This is a genomic window from Polaromonas sp. P1_F6 (assembly GCF_056405695.1).
Genome location: NZ_JBFUBQ010000002.1, coordinates 220,187 through 235,609, shown reverse-complemented (window position 1 = coordinate 235,609; position 15,423 = coordinate 220,187). Strand labels below are relative to the sequence as shown.

Here is a 15,423-nt window from a genome sequence, read left to right as displayed (position 1 = left end):
GGCCGCGGGACTGGCTTTGCCAGACCGCAGGCGCAGCGGCCCCCTCGGGGGGCAGCGTAGTACGCGAAGCGACAAGCGTGGGGGTCATTTTTTCACTCATAACGCAGTGCCTCCGCGGGGTTGACGCGGCTGGCACGCCAGCTGGGGTAGATGGTGGCCAGGAAAGACAGCACCAGGGAGATGACGACGATCGGCATGATGTCGGCGTATTGCGGTTCACTCGGCATGCGGCTGATGAGGTAGATGTCTTTGGGCAAAAAGCTGGCGTTGAGCGCGCGCTCAATCGCCGGCACGATGACGTCGATGTTGAAGGCGATGCCCAGGCCCAGCAGCAGGCCCGATAGCGTGCCGATGACACCGACGAGTGCACCCTGCACCATAAAGATTTTCATGATGCTTTTGGGGCTGGAGCCCAGCGTGCGCAAGATGGCGATGTCGGCGCGCTTGTCGGTCACCGTCATCACCAGCGTACTGACGAGGTTGAAGGCCGCGACCGCCACGATGAGTGTGAGGATGATGAACATCATGCGTTTTTCAAGTTGCACGGCGGCAAACCAGGTCTTGTTCTGGCGCGTCCAGTCGCGAATCAGCAAATCGCCGCTCAGGCTTCGTGACAGCTCAAACGCAACTTCACGCGCCTGGTGCAGGTCTTTCAGCTTGATGCGGATGCCGGTGGGGCCTTCGAGGCGGAAAATCCGCGCGGCGTCGTCCTGGTGCATCATGACCAGGGCCGAGTCGTACTCAAAATGGCCGGAGTCAAAGGTGCCGACCACCGTCATTTGCTTTAGGCGCGGCACCACGCCTGCCGGGGTGACCTGGCCGCTGGGCGCGATCAGCGTGACGCTGTCGCCCTCACGCACGCCCATGGCGCGGGCAAGCTCGCCGCCCAGCACCACGCCGAATGCGCCGGGCACCAGCTTGGCCAGCGTGGGGCCGGACGTTACGGCGAGGTCGGTGACCTGGCCTTCGAGCGCCGGATCAATGCCGCGCACGACGGTGCCCTTCATGTCTTCGCCGCGTGCCAGCAGGGCCTGCGCGGCGATGAAGGTGGCGGCGCCGGTGACTTGCGGGTTGGCCTTGATTTCAGCCAGCGTTTTTTGCGGGTTCAGCAAGGCAGCGCCGTTGGGGGCGAACACCTCGATGTGCGAGATGACGCCCAGCATGCGGTCGCGCACTTCTTTCTGGAAGCCGTTCATCACGCTGAGCACGATGATGAGCGCGGCCACACCGAGCGCAATGCCCAGCATGGACACGCCTGAAATAAAAGAAATAAAGCCGTTGCGCCGGGTGGCACGGCCGGCGCGGGTGTAGCGCCAGCCCACTATCAGCTCATAAGGAATTTGCATACTTAACCTGGTAGTCGTTGCGGGCCACGGGTGGCCAACTCGAACGGATTCTTATAGGGTGCGATTTAAGCGCCCAAATTGAGCGCCCAAATTTGAACGCCAATTGTGGCATCCCGGACAATAGCCCCATGTCAGCCAATTCCCCCACTCCTTTTGCAGGGCCGCAGCTGCTGCTTCCCTTTGCGGCCTGCAGTGCAGAGGCCTGGCTGCCCACCATGAAGGCGCTGCCGGCGCAAAGCACGCACAACCAGAGCCAATTGCTCAAAGGCATGAAGTCAGTACACACTGATACGGCAGATGCACACACGCTCTCGCCACCGCACGAGCGAGCCCTGGGCCAGGCGCTGGGCCTTGCCACTGCGGACACGCCCGACGGGCTGATCCCGTGGGCGGCGCAAGATGCGGCGCAACACCTGCAGGCAGGCACCGGCAAGGCCTGGGCCTGGGTGACGCCCTGCCACTGGGCCATGGGCCGCGAACACGCCACGCTGACGGACCCGGCCGCGCTGGGCCTGGATGAAACCGAGTCCCGCGCGCTGCTGGCGGCCATGCAGCCTTACTTTGATGGCGACGGCATCACGCTGCACTATGTGCCTGCCCTGGGGCCGTCGCGCTGGCTGGCCGAAGGCGAGCTGTTTCGGAACCTGCCCACGGCCTCACTGGATCGCGTGCTGGGCCGCAATGTGGACCCGTGGCTGCCCAAGCAGAGCAAGGACGATGCCCAAGGCACAGCCCGCAAGATGAAATTGCTGCAGAACGAAATGCAGATGCTGCTGTACACCCACGCGCTGAACGATGAACGCGCCGAGCGCCGCCAGCTACCGGTCAATTCTTTCTGGCTGAGCGGCAGCGGCGCCCTGCCCGCCGGGTATGCACCCACCAGCCAAACTCCGGCCGTGCCGCGCAGCCTGGCGCAAGCGGTGTTTACCGACGACTGGCAAGCCTATGCCCAGGCCTGGGCCGCACTGGATGCAGGCGAGATTGCGCAACTGCTGGCCCGCCAGCGCGCGGGCGAGGCCGTGCGGCTGACGCTGTGCGGCGAGCGCGGCTGGCAAACTTTTGAGACGCACCAGGCCGGCCTCATGGCCAAAATTTCAAGCCTTTTGATGCCGCAGCCCTTATGGTACGTGCGCGACCAGCTATAAAAAAGATAGTAAACACACATGAAAATACAGGTGCGCGATGTGCCCCCGCGCAGCGTCTGGGCGCTGCAGCAAGCCGGCATTCACCCGCTGCTGGCGCAGCTCTATGCCGCGCGCGGCGTGAGCGCGGCCGACGAGCTGGACGACGGCCTGGCCCGGCTGCTGCCGCCCGCTTCACTGCACGGCGCCGCTGAGGCGGCGCGCCTGCTGGCCGACGCGATGGCGGCCGGCAAAAAGATCTGTGTGGTGGCCGACTACGACTGTGACGGCGCCACCGCCTGCGCCGTGGCGCTGCGTGGCCTCAAGCTGCTGGGTGCGCAGCATGTCAGCTACCTGGTGCCCGACCGCGTGACCGACGGCTACGGCCTCACGCCTCCGATTGCCGAGCGCGTGAAAGCCGCTGGCGCTGACGTGCTGGTGACGGTAGACAACGGCATCGCCAGCATCGACGGCGTAGCGCGCGCCCGCGCCCTGGGCATGCAGGTGCTGGTGACAGACCACCACCTGCCTGCGCTGAAAGACGGCGAAGTGGTGCTGCCCGAGGCCGACGTGATCGTCAACCCAAACCAGCCTGGCTGCACGTTTGAAAGCAAGTCGATTGCCGGCGTGGGCGTGATGTTTTATGTGCTGCTGGCGCTACGTGCCGAATTGCGCACGCGCGGTGTGTTTGACGCGGGTCCCGCCGCCGGGCCGCCCCTAGGCGGGACAGCCCCCTCGGGGGGCAGCGCAGCACACGCAGTGGCAAGCGTGGGGGCCAATCCCCAGCCGAAGCTTGATACGCTGCTGCCGCTCGTTGCGCTGGGCACCGTCGCCGACGTGGTGAAGCTGGACGCCAACAACCGCCGGCTGGTAGCGCAGGGCCTCAAGCGCATACGCACGGGCCATTTGCCCGCAGGCCTTGCCAGTTTGTTCAAGGCAGCGGGCCGGCAGGCGCCCGTGGCCACCACGTTTGACTTTGCCTTTGCGCTGGGTCCGCGCATCAATGCGGCGGGCCGGCTCAGCGACATGACGCTGGGCATTGAATGCCTGCTGACCGACGACGCGGCGCGCGGCGATGAGCTGGCGCAAATGCTGGACGGCATCAACCGCGAGCGCCGCGACATTGAAGCCGGCATGCGCGAGCAGGCGCAACTGGCGGCCGACGCGATGATTGACGAGGATGAGGAACCGCCGCCGGCGATTGCCATCTTCGACCCGGAGTTCCATGAAGGCGTGGTCGGCATCGTCGCCTCACGCGTCAAAGACAAGCTGCACCGCCCGACGTTCGTGTTTGCCGCCAGCCAGGCCGACGGCAAGGAGCACGAGCTCAAAGGCTCGGGCCGCTCGATTCCGGGGTTTCACCTGCGCGACGCGCTGGACCTGGTGGCCAAGCGCCACCCCGGCGTGCTGCTGCGCTTTGGCGGCCACGCCATGGCAGCCGGCTGCACCATTGCCGAAGAGCACTTTGAGGTGTTCGAAAGTGCGCTGCAGCAGGTGGCGCACGAATGGCTGGACGCCGCCACGCTGACGCGCCGCATGGACACCGACGGCCCGCTGCCGGCCGAATACCGCCGCACCGACGTGGTCGACACGCTGCACAAGGAGGTCTGGGGCCAGGGTTTTGCAGCGCCGACCTTCAGCGAAGTGGTGGAAGTCGTGTCGCAGCGGCTGGTGGGTGAAAAACACCTGGCGCTCAAGCTCAAGCACCAGGGCCAGCCGGTCGACGGCATCTGGTTCGGCCACACCGAATCACTCCCCGCGCGGGTCAAGCTGGCCTTCAGGCTGGATGCGGATGAGTGGCAGGGCGTGAAGCGGGTACGGTTCCTGGTGGAAGGCGCGGAGCTTTAGGCGGAGCGCTGCGCTCGCTTGGCAGCCGATGCACCTTCTGCCGCCCAGACCTCCAGGCCTCCACGCTGTAGCGCTTGTCCGACGGCTGCAGGGTGGAGCCACCTACAGCTGGCCGCCGACGCGGCGGGAATGATGACGCGAAGGTGCCCAACCCGGTGCGCCGCCTACCACCCCCTGAGGCATCCATGAACACCATCATTTATATCGTCGGCCTTGTTGTCATCATCGGCGCCGTCCTGTCTTACTTCGGTTTTCGCTGAAATTTCAAGAAATCGGGGCTCTGGCCAACAGGAACGTGCGCGAGCAGCTCCTGAATTCATAGCAAATCGGGCTTCAATCTTTACTCCAAATGAGAGCAATTCTCATTTAAGATGGGTTTCCCCTCTTCCTTCGGCTGCGGATCGCCGGTTGTGGAGTGGGGCACCTTCATCTTCTGGAGACCCGACATGCAAGGACCCCGTACCTCTCTGCCCGGCCTTGACCGTGAACACCGCGCCCTGCTCGCCCAGTACGGCGAGATCCAGAAGCGCTGCAGCACGGTGATTGCCGTGCAGGCCGCGGAAATCTCGCGCCTGCAATCCCAGGCGGTGCGCCTGCGTGCGGCGGCGATGGTGCGGGAGACGGCGCTGGCCTGGGAGCGTGAAGACCGGCAGGCCGTGGAGGCGGCCATCCCCGGCCTGCCCAAACGGCTGACGCTGGCGCGCCGGGTGGAGTGGTTGATGGGCCGTGTCCATGATTTGCAGGGTTTGGTGCGGGAACGCCTGGGCCGGCAAAAGAACACGGCGGCCCCGGCCACGCTGGCGGCGGCTTTATCAGCTTCGCAAGCCACAGCCGCCCTGCATGAAAAGTCGGTGCTGTGCGTGGGCGAGCAAGGCGCCGGCACCACCGCAGCCCGGCGTGTTGTTGAAATGGCTGGCGGGCACTTTTTGCACCATGCGGGTGACGACCTGCAGGACGCAGCCGCACTGGAGGCCAGCCTGGTCGCCGCCGACCTGGTGATCTGCCAGACCGGCTGCGTGAGCCACGACGCCTACTGGCGCGTGCAGGACCACTGCCGGCGCACCGGCAAGCAGTGTGTGCTGGTGGGCCAGCCGCAGGCCATGCAGTTTGTGCGCAGCCGGCAGGCGCCTGGCCTGCCAATCACTCCAGAAACCCAGAATATCAAGTCAAAAACGGCTCCAGCCTTTTAAGAGCTTGCGCGAGCAGCTATTGATTTAATAGCACCTCAGCAAGTTCTGCCGATGTCACTGCAACGCAAACTCACCGCCACGCGCAATCGCACGCTGGTAGGCGGGCCTGGCGTGGATGCGTGCCAGGAAATCCATCAGCCTGGGCCGGCTCTCGTTAAGCCCGCCGCGCGCGGCAGCCGCCTCCAGCGGAAAGCTCATCTGGATGTCTGCGCCGCTGAACTCGGCGCCGGAAAACCAGTCGCTTTGGCCCAACGACATTTCCAGGTAATCCAGGTGCTGCCGCAGTTGCGGCTCGATAAACGTCTTCTTGACTTTGCCGGCAATGGCGCGGGCTATCGGCTTGGCGAAGAACGGCATGGGAGAGTTTTCCACCTTGTCGAACACCAGCTTGAGGAGCAGCGGCGGCATGGCCGAGCCTTCGGCGTAATGCAGCCAGTAGGTGTAGCGCAGGTGCGCAGGCGTGCCGGCCTCGGGCGCCAGGCGGCCGGCGCCGTAGCGCGCCACCAGGTATTCAATGATGGCACCCGACTCGGCCAGCGTGAACTCACCATCGGTGATCACCGGCGATTTTCCCAGCGGGTGCACCGCGCGCAGTGAAGGCGGCGCCAGCATGGTTTTGGGGTCGCGCTGGTAGCGCTGGATTTCATAGGGCAGGCCCATCTCTTCCATCAGCCAGAGGATGCGTTGCGAGCGGGAATTGTTGAGGTGATGCAGGGTGATCAAGTGCGGCTCCATAAGACGGAAGCGCTGATGGTAGGCCATGGATTGCTGGCTTCAAGCTCCGGCGGCGACAGGAAGAAAACCTGAAAAGGGCAGGTGGCACCCCAGGGTGGGCACACCCAAACCTGACAGCGGAAGTTTCAGGAACTTCTGGTTACAGCATGCACCAGCATGGCAGGCAGGCACGGCTTCCTCGGCACCAGAAGCATGCATTTTGTACACAATCTTGAGATAAATCGCGTACAAAGCTGGCACAAGCCTTGCACAGAAGCTTGGCATGAACGCTCTTGCCAGCCCGCCTCCCGCCGCCATTGAAGCCATTGCGCTGACCAAACGGTATGCGCAGCAAGACAAGCCGGCGGTTGACGGCATCAACCTGCGCATTGCCAGCGGCAGCTACTGCTGCCTGCTCGGGCCTTCGGGCTGCGGCAAAAGCACGACGCTGCGCATGATGGCGGGCCACGAATCCGTTACCAGCGGCGACATCCTGCTGGAAAACCGCAACATCACCGACCTGCCCGCCGCCGGCCGCGGCACGGCCATGATGTTCCAGAGCTTCGCGCTGTTTCCGCACCTTTCAGCGCTCGACAACGTGGCCTTCAGTTTGAAGATGAAAGGCGTGGACAAGGCGGCCCGCCGCCAGCAGGCCAAAGATTTGCTGGAACGCGTGGCGATGGGCCACCTGGCAGAGCGCAAGCCGGCCGAGCTTTCGGGCGGGCAGCAGCAGCGCGTGGCGCTGGCGCGCGCGCTGATCACGCAGCCGCGGGTGTTGCTGCTCGATGAGCCGCTGTCGGCGCTCGACCCTTTTCTGCGCATCCAGATGCGCGCCGAGCTGCGGCGCTGGCAAAAAGAGCTGGGGCTGACCTTTATCCACGTCACGCACTCGCAGGAAGAGGCCATGGCCCTGGCCGACACCATGGTGGTGATGAATCACGGACTGATCGAGCAGGTGGGATCGCCGCACGAAATCTACAACCGCCCCGCGAGTGAATTTGTGGCGCGCTTCATGGGTGGGCACAACGTGCTGGACACACCCGCCGGCAAGATCGGCGTGCGCACCGACCACATGCAGATCACCCCGGCCGGCCAGGCCGCGCCCGACGCACCACACAACCGGCGCGCCGTGGTGACCGATGTCGAATACCAGGGGCCCTATGTATTGCTGGGCCTGCAAAACCCGGGCGTATCGCCCACAGCCCACAGCACCGCCGAGTTGTCGGTGATGGTGCCCGAGGCGACGTTTGCGGCCCGGCCCTATGCGCCGGGTGACAGCGTGCAACTGTCATGGGCGCCCGAGGCGGCGCACACGCTGCAAGCCGCCGTTCCTGCCTGACGTCCAGATTACCGAGTTTTTCACCCGTCCCTTCGCAAGAAGATTTCCACCCAAGCCACCAGGAGTTTTTCACCATGTCCGACGCTCTTCCTGATCAAAAAGACACCGCCACCGACACCACCGTGGGCGGCGTGCCGCGCCGCGCTTTGCTCAAGGGCACAGCCGGCATTCTGGCCACAGGCCTGTTCCCGGCCGTGCACGCGCAGGAAAAAATCGTGCTGCGCTACCTGGGTACTGCGGTGAACCAGGACAAGGCCATTGCCGAGAAGTTCAAGGCCGACACGGGCATCACGATTCAGTACGTGGCCGTGACCACTGACGACGTGACCAAGCGCGCCGTGACCGCACCCAACAGCTTTGACCTGATTGACACCGAGTACTTCTCGCTGAAAAAGATCGTGCCCACCGGCAACTTGAAGGGCATTGACACCAAGCGCATCAAGAACGCCGACAAGATCACCTCGCTCTTCACCACCGGCACCGTGGCCGGCAAGGCCGTGGGCGACCAGGGCACCGCACCCAAGAAGGTAATTTATCTGGAAGGCGAAAAAAGCAAGGTCTTCGCCAAGAGCCCGACGCAGTTCATGTCGCTCATTCCCACGGTGTACAACGCCGACACGCTGGGCATTCGCCCCGATTTGATCAAGCGCCCCATCACCTCCTGGGCCGAGCTGCTGAACCCCGAGTTCAAGGGCAAGGCGGCCATCCTGAACATCCCGTCGATCGGCATCATGGACGCCGCCATGGTGGTGGAAGCCAAAGGCATCTACAAGTACCCGGACAAGGGCAACATGACCAAGAAGGAGATCGACCTGACGATCGCCACCCTGATCGAAGCCAAGAAGGCCGGGCAGTTCCGCGCGCTGTGGAAAGACTTCAATGAGTCCGTCAACCTGATGGCCTCGGGCGAAGTAGTGATCCAGTCGATGTGGAGCCCCGCCGTGACGGCCGTGCGCACCAAGGGCATCGCCTGCAACTTCCAGCCGCTCAAAGAAGGCTACCGCGCTTGGGCCGCCGGCTTCGGCCTGCCCGCCACGCTGTCGGGCAAGAAGCTGGACGGTGCCTATGAGTTCATCAACTGGTTCCTCGACGGCTGGGCCGGCGCGTATCTGAACCGCCAGGGCTATTACAGCGCCGTGCTGGAAACCGCCAAGGCCAAGATGGAAGCCTACGAGTGGGCCTACTGGATGGAAGGCAAGCCGGCCTCGCAGGACATCAAGAGCCCGAATGGCGATGTACTGGCCAAAACCGGCGCGGTGCGCGACGGCGGCAGTTATGAAGCGCGCATGGGCGGCATCGCCTGCTGGAATGCGGTCATGGACGAGAACAATTACATGGTGCAGAAGTGGAATGAGTTCGTAGCGGCCTAAAAATTGGCACACCCCTGTTGACGCTCACTTCGTGTAGCGTCCTCTCCCCTTGCAGGGGACGACACTTGCGGCCCGGCAAAGCCGGTTCCGCGGTGTCCTGGAACAGGCTTCGCTTCGCTTGCCCTTGGTAGCTCATTTTTTTACTTTTGGATATTTATGGGTGCTCCTGCTGTTGCTGCACATTCCGCTCCGGTCAAGGCGCCGGGGCGCAGCCTTGCGGCCTGGTGGCAGGCTACGCCGTTGACGGCGGTGTTTGTGGTGTTCTTTCTGGTTCCGCTGGCGCTGGTGTTGATGGTCAGCTTTTGGGACTTCAATGAGTATGAGTTGCTGCCCGGTTTTACGCTGAAGAATTACTTCGCCGTCTTTGAAAGTTGCGGCAACACGTCGGAGATGTGCGTCACCTTCAAGACCTATTTGTCGACCTTCAAGTTCAGCTTCCTGGTGTGGCTGATCACGCTGGTGACGGGTTTCACGGTGTCGTACTTCCTGGCGTTTTATGTGCGCTCTCAAAGCGTGCAAACGCTGCTGTTCGTGCTGTGCACGATCCCGTTCTGGACGTCCAATGTGATCCGCATGATCTCGTGGGTGCCGCTGCTGGGCCGCAATGGCCTGGTGAACCAGAGCCTGACGGGCCTGGGCATCGTGAACCAGCCTGTCGAGTGGTTGCTGTTTTCGGATTTTTCGGTGGTGCTGGCGTTTGTGCACCTCTACACCATGTTCATGATCGTGCCGATCTTCAATTCGATGATGCGCATAGACCGCAGCCTGATCGAAGCGGCCAACGACAGCGGCGCCTCGGCCTGGCAAACGCTGTGGAACGTCATCGTGCCGCTGTCGCGCACGGGCATCATCATCGGCTCGATTTTTGTCATCACCATCGTGATGGGCGACTTCGTGACCATCGGCGTCATGGGCGGCCAGCAGATCGCCTCCATCGGCAAGATCATCCAGGTGCAGACTTCTTACCTGCAGTTTCCGCTGGCGGCGGCCAATGCGGTGATCCTGCTGGCTATTGTGCTGATGATCATCTGGGCGTTGACCCGCCTCGTCGACATCAGAAAGGAACTATGACCCCCACGCTTGTCACTTCGTGTACTGCGCTGCCCCCCGAGGGGGCTGGCCTTGCTTGGGGCGGCCCGGCGCTGCGGCCCCTTCTGCGAAAGTTCTAAGCTATGTCCGAAAAACGCACCGCCGGCTTCTGGTTCCTGGCCGCATTCTTTGCGCTGTTTGTGCTGTTCCTGTATGGCCCGATGTTTGTCATCGTGGTGCTGAGTTTTCAGGGGCCTGAAGGGGGACTGACGTTTCCGCTGCGCGGTGTGTCGCTGCACTGGTTTTACAAACTGGCCGAAGGGCTTGGCGTGGTGGACATTGGCGCGGCGCTCAAGCGCTCGCTGGGCCTGGGCCTGGCCGTGATGGCTTTCACGGTGGTGCTGTCGGTGCTGGCCGGCCTGGCGTTTCGCAAGAAGCTCGCGGGCGGCAACACGCTGTTTTTTGTGGTGGTGGCCAGCCTGATCATGCCGTCCATCATCGTGTCGCTGGGCATTGGCCTGGAGTTCCGCCTGCTCGACACCGGCGTCAAGAAAGCACTGGAGGCTTTCGGCATGGCCGATGCGCTGGAAGGGTATGGCACGTCGCTGGGCTTGTTCACCTCGGCGCTGGGCGCGCACCTGACCTGGACGCTGCCCTTTGGCCTCTTGATCATGTTTGCGATTTTCAACCGCTTCAACCCGGCTTATGAAGAAGCCGCGCGCGACCTGGGCGCCACGCCGTGGCAGGGTTTCCGGCATGTGGTGCTGCCGCTGATCGCACCGTCGGTGGTGGGCATCGGCATGTTTGGTTTTACCCTGAGCTGGGACGAAATCGCCCGCACCTCGCAGGCTATCGGCGACGTGAACACCCTGCCGCTGGAGCTGCAGGGGCTGACCACCACCGTCACCACGCCGTCCATTTATGCTCTGGGTACCGTCACCACTGTGGTGTCGTTGCTGGTCATGGCGCTGGCCCTGGGCCTGGCCTGGTGGCTGGGCCGCCGGCAAAAGAAAGGCACCCGATGAGCGAGGCAACGCCCGTAACCCAGGCAACCCCCCTGACCGACAGCGAAATGTATGAGCGCGTGATCTCGGCCATCCTGGACCACCGCCTGCCGCCGGGCACCAAGCTGGTCGAAGACAAGCTGGCCGGTGCCTTCGGCGTGTCGCGCACGCGCATACGCCCGGTGCTGGTGCGCCTGGCCAATGAACAGGTCGTTACCCTCATCCCCAACCGCGGGGCCACCGTGGCCCAGCCCACCGAGCAGGAGGCGCGCGAAGTCTTCGAGGTGCGCCGGCTGATTGAACCCACGCTGGTGGAGCTCTTCATTGCCAAGGCGAGCGAGGCCGACATGCAACAGCTCAAACGCTGCATCGACGACGAGGAAGCCGCGCGCCTGGCCGGCGACATGCACCGCGCGATCCGCCTGTCGGGCGACTTTCACCTGCAGATCGCCGAACGCGCCGGCCACCAGACGCTGGGCCGCATCCTGCGCGAGCTCACCTCGCGCACGTCGCTGATTTTGATGACCTACAGCACGTCGCACAAGGACAGCCGCGACGAAGCCGCCGCCTGCGGCTGCCGTGAGCACCGCAAGCTGCTGGACGCGATTCGCCTGCGCGACGTCCAGGAAGCCGCGCGCCACATGCGCGAACACCTGACGCGGCTGGAGTCGCAGCTGCAGTTCACGCCGCCGGCGGATGATGCGCCCGACCTGTCCACGCTGTTTAGTTGATGGCCCCCACGCTTTTCACTTCGAGCCTGCGGCGCGCTGCCCCTTTCCTCTCGTATTGGGGCCGCCCGCTTGCGGCCCGGCAAAGCCGGTTCAGCGGGGACTACCAGCAGGGGCCGCGGGACTGGCTTCGCCAGACCGCAGGCGCCGCCCCCTTGAGGGGGGAACAAGCTACACGAAGTGAGCTTGGACAGGGGTGTACCTATTTCACCGCCCCCTTGAGGGGGGAACAGGCTACACGCAGTGAGCCTGGACAGGGGTGAATTCTTAACCATGCGTAAGCTATTGGTCATTAATCCAAACACGTCGACTTCGGTCAGCGCCTTGCTGCAAACCCACGTGCAAGCCGCCGCCGGGCTGCACGTGCAGGTGCGTACCGTCACCGCGCGCTTCGGCGCGCCCTATATCTCGGATGAAGCCAGTTACGCCGTCGCCTCTCACGCCACGCTGGACGCCTGGGCCGCTGCGCTGGCCGGCACAGGTGAAACGGGTGGCGCACCAGAAACACCTGACGCGGTGCTGATCGGCTGCTTTGGCGACCCAGGCCTGCTGGCGTTGCGCGAAAGCAGCCCGGTGCCGGTCACCGGCCTGGCCGAGGCGGCGTTTATCGAGGCGGCGCGCCACGGACGCTTTGCCATCGTCACCGGGGGCGAGCGCTGGGGGCCGATGCTGCAGCGGCTGGCCCAGGCGCTGGGCCATGCGCCTTCGCTGGCCGGCATCCACACCGTTGCCCCGACCGGTGCACAGCTTGCGGCCGACCCTGCCGCCGCGCGCACCCTGCTCGCCCAGGCCTGCCGCGACGCGGTGCGCCAGCTGGGCGCGCAGGCCGTCATTCTGGGTGGTGCAGGCCTGGCAGGCATGGCCGCGACCCTGCAACCCGGGGTGAGCGTGCCGCTGATCGACAGCGTGCTGGCCGGCGCCCACTGGGCCCTGCGCAGCCATGCACCGCCACCGCAGCGCAGCCAGCCGGGCTTCGACGTGCCGTGGGAGAAACTCTCGCCGGAGCTCACTGCTTTGGGGCTTTAAGGCTGTAGCCCAACAGGAACGGGCGCAAGCAGCTATATATTTCATAGCAGCCGGTCATTTCAAGCGCAGTGGCGCATATCAGGCGAGGCAGGGAACGCTATTAAATTTATAGCTGATCGCGCTTGCCTATATTGGTCTGGCGGCCTGAAACATCTCAAAACCGCCTTCAGTGCAAGGGCATCGCGCGCACGCGCAAAGCGAGCCTTCTGGGGTCAGGGAGATTGCACCCGGCCTGCACCAATACCCCGCAAAGCCTAAAATGGCTCAGTGACTCCCAAAAACATCCTGAATGCCGACCTGCACTGCCACTCTGTGGTGTCAGACGGCACGCTGACACCGGAGGCACTGGCTGAACGGGCCAAGGCCAACGGGGTCGAACTCTGGGCCCTGACAGACCACGACGAAATAGGCGGCCAGCACCGTGCCGCCGCCGCTGCCAAAGCGCAGGGCATGCACTACCTCACGGGCACCGAGGTGTCCGTGACCTTCGCGGGGCAAACGGTCCACATTGTTGGCCTGGGCTTCGACGCCAACGACCCTGCGATGCAACAAGGCCTGCGCAATACGCGCGGCGGCCGTGAACAGCGAGCCATGGAGATGTCGGACTCGCTGGCCAAGGTCGGCATCATGGGTGCTTACGAAGGCGCTCTGAAGTTTGTCGGCAACCCCGAGCTCATTTCACGCACGCACTTTGCCCGCTTCCTGGTGGAATCCGGCGTGTGCCGCGAAACACCTGAGGTCTTTCGCAAATACCTGACCGAAGGCAAGCCCGGCTATGTGCCCCACCGCTGGGCCAACCTGCGCGACGCCGTCACCTGGATCACCGAGGCCAAGGGCATTGCCGTGATTGCGCACCCGGGCCGCTACAAGTTCACCCCCAACGAGGAATACGCCTTGTTCACCGAGTTCAAGTCCCATGGCGGGCGTGGCGTGGAGGTTGTCACCGGCAGCCACACGCCGCAGGAATACCTCAAATACGCCGAAACGGCGAAAGAGTTCGGCCTGGCCGCTTCGCGCGGCAGCGACTTCCACAGCCCCGACGAAAGCCACACCGACCTGGGTACCCTGCCATTCCTGCCTGGCGAACTGACACCGGTGTGGGAGCTGCTGGTGGACCGCATCCAGTGATGGCCGGCCCCGCGAGAAAAACCTCTCCTGCCCTGACCGGCATTGCGCTTCTGGTAGCCGCCATGGCCTGCTTCGCCGCGCTGGACACCACCACCAAACGGATATCGCTGAGCGTGCCCATCCTGATGGCGCTGTGGTTTCGCTATGCGTTCCAGGCCGTGGCCACGACCGTGGTGATGCTTCCTGCGCGCGGGCGAACGCTGTTTCGAACGGCGCATCCCAGGTTCCAGCTTTTACGCGGCGTACTGCTGCTGACCAGCAGCGGGTTGGCGTTTTTCAGCCTCAAATACATGCCCGTGGGCGAGTTCACGGCCATCATCATGATCACGCCGCTGGTCATCACCCTGCTGGCATCGCTACAGCTGGGTGAGCGCGTACCGGCGTTGCGCTGGGGGCTGGTCCTGGGAGGCTTTGCCGGTGCGCTGATCAYCATCCGGCCGGGAAGCTCCGGCTTTGACTGGACGCTGCTGCTACCGCTGAGCCTGGTGGTGTCCAATGCCTGGTTCCAGATTTTGACCAGCCGCCTGGCCCGTACCGAAGACCCGGCGACCATGCACTTCTACACCGGCTGGGTGGGCACGCTCATCGCCTCGCTGGCCCTTCCCTTTGTCTGGACTTCGCTGGATTCCTGGGTGCTTTGGGCCTGCCTGTGCCTGATGGGTTTCCTCGGAGCCGTCGGGCACTTCATGATGATTCTTGCCTATGCGCGCACCACTGCATCAACCCTGACGCCGTTCCTTTACGCCCAAATCGGTTTTGCCATGCTGGGCGGATGGCTGATCTTTTCCCATGTTCCGGATCAGTGGTCGCTGCTCGGCATTGCCATGATTACCGTGTGCGGAGCCACTGGCGCCTGGCTTGCGGTACGCGAGAGCCGCATCATCATTGAACCCACCGAATCCTGAACCCCAAGCCGGCGGCAAACCTGTATGGCACAGTTTTTTGAAGTTCACCCCGAAAACCCGCACACCCGCCTGCTCAAGCAGGCGGTGGCGCTGCTTGAACGCGGCGGCATTGTGGCCGTGCCAACCGACTCCAGCTATGCGCTGGTATGCCACCTTGACGACAAGACCGCGGCCGACAGCCTGCGCCGCATTCGCGGCGTCGACGATAAGCACCACCTCACCCTGCTCTGCCGCGACCTGAGCGAGCTGGCGAACTACGCGCGGGTGGACAACAAACAATTCCGGCTGCTCAAGGCCGCCACGCCAGGGCCCTACACCTTCATCCTCGAAGCCAGCAAGGAAGTGCCGCGCCGCGTGAGCCACCCGTCGCGCAAGACCATAGGGCTGCGCGTGCCCGAACACAAGGTGCTGCAGGCACTGCTGGAGCTGCATGGCGCGCCGCTGCTGGCCACCACGCTGATCCCCCGGGACGGCACCGTGCCGTTGAACGACGCGCACGAAATCCGCGAGCTGCTGGAGCATGAGCTGGCTGCCGTGATCGATGCAGGCGCCTGCCACCAGGAGCCGACCACGGTGATCGACCTGACGGCCATGGGCGACGGCGGCGAGCCTGTCGTGGTGCGGCAGGGCCGGGGCGAGCTGGCGGCATTGGGCCTTTAAGCCTTCCGCGCGGCA

Annotated in this window: 14 protein-coding genes; 12 read left to right on the top strand and 2 right to left on the bottom strand. The window is 64.0% G+C overall.

Annotated features, from left to right (window positions below; translation table 11 throughout):
• Positions 1-92 precede the first annotated feature (92 nt).
• Positions 93-1,346: a lipoprotein-releasing ABC transporter permease subunit gene (locus AC1DY9_RS07060; RefSeq protein ID WP_477666137.1), complete on the bottom strand. Its 1,254-nt coding sequence runs from the start codon at positions 1,344-1,346 to the stop codon at positions 93-95.
• Between the two features lie 128 nt (positions 1,347-1,474).
• Between AC1DY9_RS07060 and AC1DY9_RS07055 the strand changes: the two genes are divergently transcribed.
• From AC1DY9_RS07055 to AC1DY9_RS07045, 3 genes are all read left to right on the top strand, one after another.
• Positions 1,475-2,491 carry a hypothetical protein gene (locus tag AC1DY9_RS07055; protein WP_477666136.1) on the top strand — a complete coding sequence of 339 codons (1,017 nt, stop codon included), beginning with the start codon at positions 1,475-1,477 and terminating at the stop codon, positions 2,489-2,491.
• Between the two features lie 18 nt (positions 2,492-2,509).
• Positions 2,510-4,315 (top strand): single-stranded-DNA-specific exonuclease RecJ, encoded by a 1,806-nt coding sequence (gene recJ, locus AC1DY9_RS07050; protein WP_477666135.1) that lies wholly within the window; start codon positions 2,510-2,512, stop codon positions 4,313-4,315.
• 446 nt (positions 4,316-4,761) lie between these two features.
• The gene (locus AC1DY9_RS07045; RefSeq protein WP_477666134.1) at positions 4,762-5,505 is read left to right on the top strand and encodes a DUF2325 domain-containing protein; all 744 of its coding nucleotides are present in this window, start codon (positions 4,762-4,764) and stop codon (positions 5,503-5,505) included.
• A gap of 54 nt (positions 5,506-5,559) precedes the next feature.
• Here the strand turns inward: AC1DY9_RS07045 and AC1DY9_RS07040 are convergent, their stop codons facing one another.
• Positions 5,560-6,228 carry a glutathione S-transferase gene (locus AC1DY9_RS07040; RefSeq protein WP_477666133.1) on the bottom strand — a complete coding sequence of 223 codons (669 nt, stop codon included), beginning with the start codon at positions 6,226-6,228 and terminating at the stop codon, positions 5,560-5,562.
• A 274-nt stretch (positions 6,229-6,502) separates the two neighbouring features.
• On the opposite strand from AC1DY9_RS07040, the gene AC1DY9_RS07035 reads away from it, so the two are divergent.
• The 9 genes from AC1DY9_RS07035 (at position 6,503) to AC1DY9_RS06995 (ending at position 15,408) form a co-directional block, all read left to right on the top strand.
• Positions 6,503-7,558: an ABC transporter ATP-binding protein gene (locus tag AC1DY9_RS07035; RefSeq protein ID WP_477666132.1), complete on the top strand. Its 1,056-nt coding sequence runs from the start codon at positions 6,503-6,505 to the stop codon at positions 7,556-7,558.
• Between the two features lie 74 nt (positions 7,559-7,632).
• Entirely contained in the window at positions 7,633-8,928 is a 1,296-nt protein-coding gene (locus AC1DY9_RS07030; protein ID WP_477666131.1) for an ABC transporter substrate-binding protein, read from the top strand.
• A gap of 156 nt (positions 8,929-9,084) precedes the next feature.
• Entirely contained in the window at positions 9,085-9,999 is a 915-nt protein-coding gene (locus tag AC1DY9_RS07025; protein ID WP_477666130.1) for an ABC transporter permease, read from the top strand.
• A gap of 101 nt (positions 10,000-10,100) precedes the next feature.
• The gene (locus AC1DY9_RS07020) at positions 10,101-10,982 is read left to right on the top strand and encodes an ABC transporter permease (protein WP_477666129.1); all 882 of its coding nucleotides are present in this window, start codon (positions 10,101-10,103) and stop codon (positions 10,980-10,982) included.
• On the top strand, positions 10,979-11,692 hold the full coding sequence (locus tag AC1DY9_RS07015) for a GntR family transcriptional regulator (protein ID WP_457279557.1): 714 nt from the start codon (positions 10,979-10,981) through the stop codon (positions 11,690-11,692). The genes AC1DY9_RS07020 and AC1DY9_RS07015 overlap by 4 nt, the downstream gene beginning before the upstream one ends.
• Positions 11,693-11,962: 270 nt before the next feature.
• Complete coding sequence (locus AC1DY9_RS07010; RefSeq protein ID WP_457279558.1) at positions 11,963-12,715, top strand: aspartate/glutamate racemase family protein; 753 nt, start codon at positions 11,963-11,965, stop codon at positions 12,713-12,715.
• A gap of 267 nt (positions 12,716-12,982) precedes the next feature.
• Positions 12,983-13,843 (top strand): 3',5'-nucleoside bisphosphate phosphatase, encoded by an 861-nt coding sequence (locus AC1DY9_RS07005; RefSeq protein ID WP_457279559.1) that lies wholly within the window; start codon positions 12,983-12,985, stop codon positions 13,841-13,843.
• Entirely contained in the window at positions 13,843-14,748 is a 906-nt protein-coding gene (locus AC1DY9_RS07000) for a DMT family transporter (protein ID WP_477666128.1), read from the top strand. Before AC1DY9_RS07005 ends, AC1DY9_RS07000 begins: the two co-directional genes overlap by 1 nt.
• 24 nt (positions 14,749-14,772) lie before the next feature.
• Positions 14,773-15,408 (top strand): L-threonylcarbamoyladenylate synthase, encoded by a 636-nt coding sequence (locus tag AC1DY9_RS06995; protein WP_457279561.1) that lies wholly within the window; start codon positions 14,773-14,775, stop codon positions 15,406-15,408.
• Positions 15,409-15,423: the final 15 nt, after the last annotated feature.